This window comes from Clostridium sp. D5, from assembly GCF_000190355.1.
Lineage (GTDB): Bacteria > Bacillota > Clostridia > Lachnospirales > Lachnospiraceae > Faecalicatena > Faecalicatena fissicatena_A.
Genome location: NZ_GL870810.1, coordinates 128,519 through 136,358 on the forward strand (window position 1 = coordinate 128,519; position 7,840 = coordinate 136,358).

The 7,840-nt window shown below is 45.3% G+C and carries 9 protein-coding genes; 7 read left to right on the top strand and 2 right to left on the bottom strand.

Annotation, left to right across the window (positions count from 1 at the left end; genetic code table 11):
* Nucleotides 1-145: 145 nt before the first annotated feature.
* Nucleotides 146-580 carry a hypothetical protein gene (locus tag HMPREF0240_RS07010; protein ID WP_009002749.1) on the bottom strand — a complete coding sequence of 145 codons (435 nt, stop codon included), beginning with the start codon at nucleotides 578-580 and terminating at the stop codon, nucleotides 146-148.
* A 313-nt stretch (nucleotides 581-893) separates the two neighbouring features.
* On the opposite strand from HMPREF0240_RS07010, the gene HMPREF0240_RS07015 reads away from it, so the two are divergent.
* The 5 genes from HMPREF0240_RS07015 to HMPREF0240_RS07030 all read left to right on the top strand — a co-directional run bounded on the left by HMPREF0240_RS07015 (nucleotide 894) and on the right by HMPREF0240_RS07030 (nucleotide 4,647).
* Entirely contained in the window at nucleotides 894-1,415 is a 522-nt protein-coding gene (locus tag HMPREF0240_RS07015; protein WP_009002750.1) for a hypothetical protein, read from the top strand.
* Between the two features lie 64 nt (nucleotides 1,416-1,479).
* Nucleotides 1,480-2,172, top strand: a complete 693-nt coding sequence (locus tag HMPREF0240_RS07020) for an aspartate/glutamate racemase family protein (RefSeq protein ID WP_009002751.1) — start codon at nucleotides 1,480-1,482, stop codon at nucleotides 2,170-2,172.
* Between the two features lie 58 nt (nucleotides 2,173-2,230).
* Nucleotides 2,231-2,377, top strand: coding sequence for a hypothetical protein (locus HMPREF0240_RS24605; RefSeq protein ID WP_009002752.1), 147 nt, complete (start codon nucleotides 2,231-2,233; stop codon nucleotides 2,375-2,377).
* A gap of 101 nt (nucleotides 2,378-2,478) precedes the next feature.
* The gene (locus HMPREF0240_RS07025; RefSeq protein ID WP_009002753.1) at nucleotides 2,479-3,252 is read left to right on the top strand and encodes an arginase family protein; all 774 of its coding nucleotides are present in this window, start codon (nucleotides 2,479-2,481) and stop codon (nucleotides 3,250-3,252) included.
* A 42-nt stretch (nucleotides 3,253-3,294) separates the two neighbouring features.
* The gene (locus HMPREF0240_RS07030; RefSeq protein ID WP_009002754.1) at nucleotides 3,295-4,647 is read left to right on the top strand and encodes an MATE family efflux transporter; all 1,353 of its coding nucleotides are present in this window, start codon (nucleotides 3,295-3,297) and stop codon (nucleotides 4,645-4,647) included.
* Nucleotides 4,648-4,667: 20 nt separating this feature from the next.
* Here HMPREF0240_RS07030 and HMPREF0240_RS25295 read toward each other — a convergent pair whose 3' ends face one another.
* Nucleotides 4,668-5,405, bottom strand: a complete 738-nt coding sequence (locus tag HMPREF0240_RS25295) for a metalloregulator ArsR/SmtB family transcription factor (protein WP_035312619.1) — start codon at nucleotides 5,403-5,405, stop codon at nucleotides 4,668-4,670.
* A 157-nt stretch (nucleotides 5,406-5,562) separates the two neighbouring features.
* On the opposite strand from HMPREF0240_RS25295, the gene HMPREF0240_RS07040 reads away from it, so the two are divergent.
* Nucleotides 5,563-5,781, top strand: a complete 219-nt coding sequence (locus HMPREF0240_RS07040; protein WP_035312620.1) for a cation transporter — start codon at nucleotides 5,563-5,565, stop codon at nucleotides 5,779-5,781.
* 74 nt (nucleotides 5,782-5,855) lie between these two features.
* Complete coding sequence (locus tag HMPREF0240_RS07045) at nucleotides 5,856-7,742, top strand: heavy metal translocating P-type ATPase (RefSeq protein WP_009002757.1); 1,887 nt, start codon at nucleotides 5,856-5,858, stop codon at nucleotides 7,740-7,742.
* The last annotated feature ends 98 nt before the right edge of the window (nucleotides 7,743-7,840 follow it).

Genomic DNA, 7,840 nt, shown 5'->3' on the forward strand with positions numbered 1-7,840 from the left:
CTTCTGCAGCCGGCTCTTCATGAGGGTGTCCGTTCCCGTACAGGTTCATTCGCTGGGAGGTATATTTCCCGGCATTTTGCAATATTTATCCTGCCCGGATGGGGCTAAGAGATTGTGAAGTAGATATTGAAGGGATATATATTTATTAGTAGCCCCATGTCTTTAGGGTCCACGCTTCGTTATTGGAATTGCGGACCAGGATCCAGTTCCAGTCGGTGTAGGTGGAATTGGGATTCAGGCTTCCGTCTCCTCCGGAAGCATCTACGTCGAAGTTGGAGAGCAGAACGAGGGCCTCTTTAGCTTCGTATTGTTCGGCCCATTCGTTGGCATGCTTCTGGCTGGCTTCTTCATCATACCACAGGTCGGTCAGCGTACAGCCGGTAAATACTTCGGCAAACTCGTCACGGACGATCTGTTTGGCTTCTTCAATCTCCTGGTCTGTATACACTCCGGGAGCTCCTTCGTCATTCTTAGACTGTCCGGCATCCCTGGCTCCGCGCAGGTGTAATGCGAAAAAAATGCCAATGCACGCACAGACAGCTAATACCATTCCTATAATAAGTACCTTTCTCTTTATCATGAAAACCTCCTGTTCATCTTGTACGGTGGTGACACAGACATACCTGGAAATACTTACAGGCTTTTGGGGGCCGGCTGATTTGTTTTTATCATAGCATAGAAACAGAACAGAAGAAAGGGATTTTAATGATTCAGTTTATACAGATGATTGGGCAAACTTTCATGAAAATATGTATTAGTATGGTAATTGAATTAAAAGTTATGTTGTCGCTTACTTGTTGTTTATAATAAACTTTGCTACAATGATGTAGAACATATGTTTTTTAAAGAAGGGGAATTACGAATTTGAATATGCGGGAGGAGAATGGGCTTCTATGAAACAGGATAATCTTATTGAAATCATTGAAGAACAGACAAACAGAGCTTTATGGGAAGTTCACAATGTAATTAATTGTGTTCCCGATGATCTGTGGCATAAAAAATATTGTGATATGCCCTGCTGGAAACACATATATCATATGCTGCATTCATTAGACTTGTGGTACATCAATCCGAAGGACAGCAATTTTCAAGAGCCTAACATACATGAGAAAGACTTGAATAACTTAGATATTGTTTCAAATAAAGTGCTTTCGAAAAAAGAAATAAATACTTATTTTACCAGTATTGAGAAAAAGATACGGATATATGTATCTGAATTGACAGATGAACAATTATTAGAGCATCCGGCAGATTGTGACTATTGCAGATTTACATTGATACTGGCGCAGTTTAGGCATTTGCACAGCCATATGGGGATGATAATGGGGGTTGTCATTGACGATACAGGTTTATGGCCAAGGGTCCTGGGTCTGGAAAATCCTTTTCCAGGGGCCGATTATAATAAATATTTTTAATTACAATTTTCAGGTTGTAAAGAGTTGGCTAAAAAGTTAAATTAGAATTTGAGGAGGTCTCGAAATGAAAACAATTGGACTGATTGGTGGAATGAGTTGGGAGAGTACAGTTCCATATTATCAAATTATAAACGAAGAAGTTAAAAACAGACTTGGCGGACTTCATTCCGCAAAGGTTATTCTATATAGTGTAGAATTTGATGAAATCGAAAAATGTCAGTCAAACGGCGACTGGGAAAAGAGTGGGGACATTCTGGGTGAAGCAGCTAAAGGCTTAGAAGCTGCCGGTGCAGATTTCATTCTGATTTGCACAAATACAATGCACAAAGTAGCTCCTCAAATCCAATCAATGATACATATTCCTATCATACATATAGCAGATGCCACAGCACAAGAACTTGAAAAATGTCAAATTCGGAGAGCGGGACTGTTGGGAACAAAATATACTATGACACAAGCGTTTTATAAGCAAAGGCTGATTGACAGAGGCATAGATGTGGTGATTCCGGATGGAGAAGATATTGATGTTATGAATGATATTATCTTCCATGAACTCTGTGTAGGTAAAATCAGGGAGGAATCCCGCAAAAAATTCCAGGATATCATTGATCGTTTAAAGGATAAAGGGGCAGATGGCGTCATCCTTGGCTGCACTGAAATCGGGCTTCTTATACATCAGGCAGATTCTTCACTGCCTGTTTTTGATACAACTCTGATTCATGCAAAACGGGCTGTTGAAATAGCATTAGACAGTTAACTACATGGTGCATGTACCTCTTATTCGTGTGTGGTATAAGAATGGGCAGAACTGATCTATGATAGTCCTTACAAACATTGAAGATGAAAGAAAAAAATGGGTCTTTGCCAAAATTGAAGATAATAATTTTCACTGGCAGGATGTGACAGTAAAAGATGACGGCGAATGGCATATTAATTTTGATTTATATGCTGAGCGCATCTAATAAGCACACCCCATAGTGCGTCAGCCAGCTGACAAAATCCAGTTTGCTGTTAATCTTTGCACATGGGAAATGGTGAAGAAAGAAGAAAGGAGAGAAATAAGTTGAGAAATCTGATTATGGATTTTACGCATTGCTACCCGGAAGAAGCATGGAAAGAACTGCAGGACATTCAATATATAGACTGTTCGGATATCCCCGGATGCAATATGTACTGCACGCCGGAAGCCGAAGAGGAGATCCGCTGCAGGCTCAAGCCGTACGGCCCTTCGGGAATTCATTTTCTGGACTCCGGGAACTACCATTATGTTACGAAACTTTTCCTGGAAAAAATCAAGTTTCCGTTTTCTCTGATAGTATTTGATTACCATAATGATATGCAGATTCCTCTGATCCATGACCTGACAAGCTGCGGGAGCTGGGCGGGAGAGGTGCTTCTTGCGCATCCGTTTCTGGAGCAGCTTGTGCTGATCGGACCGGACAGCCGGACGATAGAAGAAATACCGGATGACAGAAAGAATCGGCTGCTCTGTGTCAGCCTCCAGGAACTGGAACAGAATAAAGCGAGACAGGCTTTGAAAAAGATACCGGAGCATATCCCGCTGTATATTTCTATTGATAAGGATGTGCTGGGGAAAAATTATGCAAGAACGAACTGGAGCCAGGGCGGGATGTCTGTCAGGATGCTGGAAGAGATTCTGGAACTGCTGCTTGTGCACAGGGCGGTCATCGGTGCAGACATCTGCGGGGAATGCTCTGTGGGGGAGGCACTTCCGAAATATCTTGAGGATGAACGGATAAATAGCAGGACGAATAAGGAACTTTATCTGTTTCTAAGACGGATACCTGCTGTGAAATGGGAGGGGGACATCCCATAAAGGAATGGCGGCAAGTGATGCCAGGATTGGAGAGTTAAAACAGTGGGTGCACATAAGAAAAAAGAAGTTTCATTTACGGAAGGCTCTGTAGGAATTGCGCTGACTAAGTTTGCAGTTCCTGTTTTAGGGGCTCTGGTTCTGCAGTCGGCATACGGAGCGGTGGATCTGCTGGTAGTCGGAAAATTTGGGGATGCAGCGAGTATATCGGCGGTAGGCACGGGCAGCGTATTTATGCAGATGATTACATTTATCATTACAAGCCTGGCTATGGGTTCCACGGTAATCATCGGCCAGCATATAGGGGAGAAGAAACCGAAAGAGGCAGGGGATACGGTCGGTACAACCATTATTTTGTTTAGTGCTCTGGGGATTCTAATGACCATTCTGTTGGAGGTGTTTGCTGAAAATATTGTGCATATTCTTCAGGTGCCCGCGGAATCGGTGGACAAAACAGTTCAGTATATCCAGATCTGTTCGGCCGGCATTGTTGTAATCATCGCCTATAATGTGATCAGCAGTATCCTCAGGGGTGTGGGAAACGCGAATCTGCCGTTCCTTTTTGTGGGGATAGCCTGTGTGGTAAATATTATCGGGGATTTGTTTTTTGTAGGAGTTCTACATATGGATGTGGCCGGAGCCGCATTGGCAACGGTTCTTGCACAGCTGGTATCGGTAATCATATCATTGGCGGTACTAAAACGGAAAGATCTGGGCATTACATTTTCAAGGCAGCAGCTGAGGGTATCGAGAATAGAGCTGAGAAAGATTCTACGGGTGGGAGTCCCCATTGCCCTGCAGGAGACAACGGTACAGATCTCGTTCCTGGTGATTAATTCGATTGTAAACCGTATGGGGCTGATGCCGTCGGCGGGCTATGGTGTTGCGCAGAAACTCGTATCCTTTATGCTGCTGGTTCCGGTTTCTGTTATGCAGAGTGTATCTGCATTTGTTGCACATAATGTTGGTGCAGGCAAACTCAAACGCGCATTCCAGGGATTCTATACAGCTATGATTGGCGGCGGTATTGTGGGAGTTTTTATGTTTTTATTCAGCTTTTTCGGCGGAGAGCTCCTTTCTTCCATATTTTCCAGCGATGCGGAGGTTATACGGCAGAGCGCCGCTTATCTGAAAGGATTCTGCCCGGAATGTATTCTGACCTGCGTCTTGTTCAGCAGCATTGGCTATTTTAACGGAAATGGGATATCCAAACCGGTTATGTTTCAGGGAATCATCTCAGCCCTGTGTATTCGAATTCCGGTATCCGTTTTTATGTCAAGGCTGCCGGATGCATCTTTGACATATGTAGGATTTGCCACGCCGATAGCGACGGTCTGGGGAATTGCGTTTTTTACGGTCTGTTTTATATGGTTCAGAAAAAAACAGCAGATACAGTGAAAGTACCGGGAAATCCAAAGTCAATGCGACTTTCGGTATTCGGTTGGCAGAGTGTGAAAATAATTCTTAAAAGCTGCAGTGAATTTGCTCTGGCTGTCGTAGCCGACAGACTGGGCAATCTGCGCAATGCTGTCCTGTGTTTCCAGCAGCAGTTTTGCCGCCTGTTCCATACGGTGTTCCTTCATATGAGCGGCGATGGAGTTTCCGTAGATCCCCTTGAATACGGTTTTCAATGTGGTCGGATTCATCAGGTATCTCTTTGCAAGTGATTCGATGGTACATCGGGTGTTTATGTTTTCCATCAGATAGTCATGGACCTTCCGGGCAATTTCTACCTGCTCCGGCGGATACTGGGTGGGATGCTCCTCAGTGGAGTGTTCCGCCCTTTTATTATGGATGGGACAGGTGATCGCCATGACTTTCTCAATCATCAGGTGAAGCAGCCGGCTCTGTTCTGTATCTGCAGCTTTGTAATATACCTCTTTTCCCTCCCTGCGGCTGGTTATTAATCCACTGTCCTTAAGCGGGCGCAGGTGATGGGAGATCGCAGGGCTGGACATCTCCATCAAAGCAGAAATATTAATAACACATTCTTCGCAATGGCAAAGCATCCAGAATATCCGGATTCTGGTGGGATCACTGAGATGCCGGAATACATCGGATACAATCTGAAAATGCTCGATATCAGTGAGCTGTTCTTTTATTTCTTTTACATTCTCCTGTTCTCCATGGAAATGTGGTAAGTCCAGATATTCCATAAAACCTCCTTTTGCCCCGATTGGCAGTGTATTTAGTCCGTTTGGAAGAGAAAACCCCTGGAAGATTGACTTTCATAATTTTAGATATTATACTACACACACAATGATTAAACAAGTACTTAATCATATAATTGAAAAACCGGAAGGAGTATTTCTCATGAAAAAGACTTACAAAATTGAAGTAGACTGTGCAAACTGTGCAAACCTGATGGAAGAGGCTGCCCGAAAGACTGCCGGTGTTGCAGGAGCAACGGTCAACTTTATGACGCAGAAAATGATCGTGGAGTTTGAGGAAGGCCAGGAGCCCGGGCAGGTTATGCAGACAGTATTAAAGGCCTGCAAAAAAGTGGAGCCGGACTGCGGGATCGAACTCTGATTAAATTGATAAAGCGCCTCCGCTGCCAAAAGCAAAAGAGGCGTTTTGTTCTTTCAGGGAAAAGGGGGTAAACTATGAATAAGAAACAAAAAAAGATGCTGATTCGCATTATCATAGCCGCGGTTATGCTGATTGTGCTGCATTTTATTCCAGTAACGGGGATTCTGCGGCTTGTACTTTACCTGGCTGTTTATCTTATCATTGGATATGATATTTTAAGGAAAGCAGGAAAAGGAATAAAAAACCGGCGTGTTTTTGACGAAAATTTCCTGATGGCGGTTGCAACTGTCGGTGCTTTTGTTCTTGCTGTCTATAGTAAAAGCGGGGATTACAATGAGGCGATTGCCGTTATGCTGTTCTATCAGATCGGAGAGCTGTTTCAGAGTTATGCAGTGGGGAAAAGCCGCAAAAATATCAGCGCCCTGATGGATATACGTCCGGACTATGCCAATGTGGAGCAAGACGGCAGACTGAAGCAGGTTGATCCGGACGAAGTGGAGATCGGCAGTACGGTAGTGGTTCAGCCCGGTGAAAAAGTGCCGATTGACGGTATCGTAACAGAAGGAAATGCCGCGCTCAATACAAGCGCTCTGACCGGTGAGAGCCTGCCAAGAGACGTGCAAACCGGCGATGAAATCATTAGCGGATGTATCAATATGTCCGGTCTTCTGAAAATCCGCACAACCAAAGAGTTTGGAGAATCTACGGTTTCTAAAATTCTGGAGCTGGTGGAAAATTCCAGTTCCCGGAAGTCCAGATCTGAAGAATTTATCTCCAAGTTTGCCAGAGTATATACTCCGGCCGTTTGTTACAGTGCTCTGGCGCTGGCGGTGCTACCGCCCATCGTGCGGATGCTTTTTCTGGGACTGGCACCTGCATGGGGGGACTGGATCTATCGTGCACTGACCTTCCTGGTTATCAGCTGTCCGTGCGCGCTGGTCATCAGCATTCCTCTGAGCTTTTTTGCAGGTATCGGGGGAGCCAGCAAAGAGGGAATCCTGATCAAAGGTTCCAACTATCTGGAGACTCTTTCTCATGTGAAATGTGTAGTGTTTGATAAAACCGGTACGCTGACGCAGGGAGTGTTTGAAGTAACAGGAGTTCATCACAATGAAATGGAAAATGAGAGGCTTCTCGAGTATGCCGCCCTCGCTGAGTGTGCTTCCTCCCATCCGATCAGCAAGAGTCTGCAGAAGGCCTATGGCAAAGAAATCGACCGCAGCCGGGTGGAAGACATTGAAGAAATCAGCGGCCATGGGATTGTCGCAAAAGCGGATGGCAATACGATTGCTATAGGCAATGACAGGCTGATGCAGAAGCTGGAGATTCCTTACCAGGACTGTCACAGCGTGGGCACCATTGTCCATATGGCGATAAACGGAGAATATGCAGGGCACATTGTAATTTCCGATATAGAAAAACCGCATTCCCGGGAGGCAATTGCCCAGCTCAAGAAAGCCGGCGTCGAGAAAACAGTGATGCTTACAGGCGATGCAAAACGGGTGGCCGATCAGGTTGCGGTAGACATGAAAATTGATGAGGTTTACAGCGAACTTCTCCCGGGTGACAAAGTGGCAAAGGTGGAAGAACTGCTGGAAGAAAAGAAAGAAAAAGAACGCCTTGCCTTTGTGGGGGATGGAATCAACGACGCCCCTGTTCTGACCAGGGCAGACATTGGGATTGCCATGGGCGCGATGGGGTCTGACGCCGCAATTGAAGCCGCAGACGTTGTCCTGATGGATGACGATCCAATGCAGATAGCCAAGGCCATCAAAATATCCAGAAAGTGTATCGACATCGTATACCAGAACATCGTGTTTGCACTTGTCATTAAGTTTGCCTGTCTGGGGCTTGGTGCACTGGGGATTGCCAATATGTGGTTTGCTATCTTTGCGGATGTGGGCGTGATGATTCTGGCAGTGCTGAATGCGATCCGCGCCCTGCGTGTACATAACCTGTAAGAGATACAGGGGGGAGGTTATAAGAGAGGGGACGCTTACCAAGAGCCGGGACGGACTGTGTAAAGCACCTGTCCTGTTTGAAATACAGGGCGCTGCGC

Bases quoted from the DNA above. Each gene is read 5' to 3' on its own strand.
- HMPREF0240_RS07010 (WP_009002749.1), bottom strand. From the start codon at position 580: ATGATAAAGAGAAAGGTACTTATTATAGGAATGGTATTAGCTGTCTGT.
- HMPREF0240_RS07015 (WP_009002750.1), top strand. From the start codon at position 894: ATGAAACAGGATAATCTTATTGAAATCATTGAAGAACAGACAAACAGA.
- HMPREF0240_RS07020 (WP_009002751.1), top strand. From the start codon at position 1,480: ATGAAAACAATTGGACTGATTGGTGGAATGAGTTGGGAGAGTACAGTT.
- HMPREF0240_RS24605 (WP_009002752.1), top strand. From the start codon at position 2,231: ATGATAGTCCTTACAAACATTGAAGATGAAAGAAAAAAATGGGTCTTT.
- HMPREF0240_RS25295 (WP_035312619.1), bottom strand. From the start codon at position 5,405: ATGGAATATCTGGACTTACCACATTTCCATGGAGAACAGGAGAATGTA.
- HMPREF0240_RS07040 (WP_035312620.1), top strand. From the start codon at position 5,563: ATGAAAAAGACTTACAAAATTGAAGTAGACTGTGCAAACTGTGCAAAC.
- HMPREF0240_RS07045 (WP_009002757.1), top strand. From the start codon at position 5,856: ATGAATAAGAAACAAAAAAAGATGCTGATTCGCATTATCATAGCCGCG.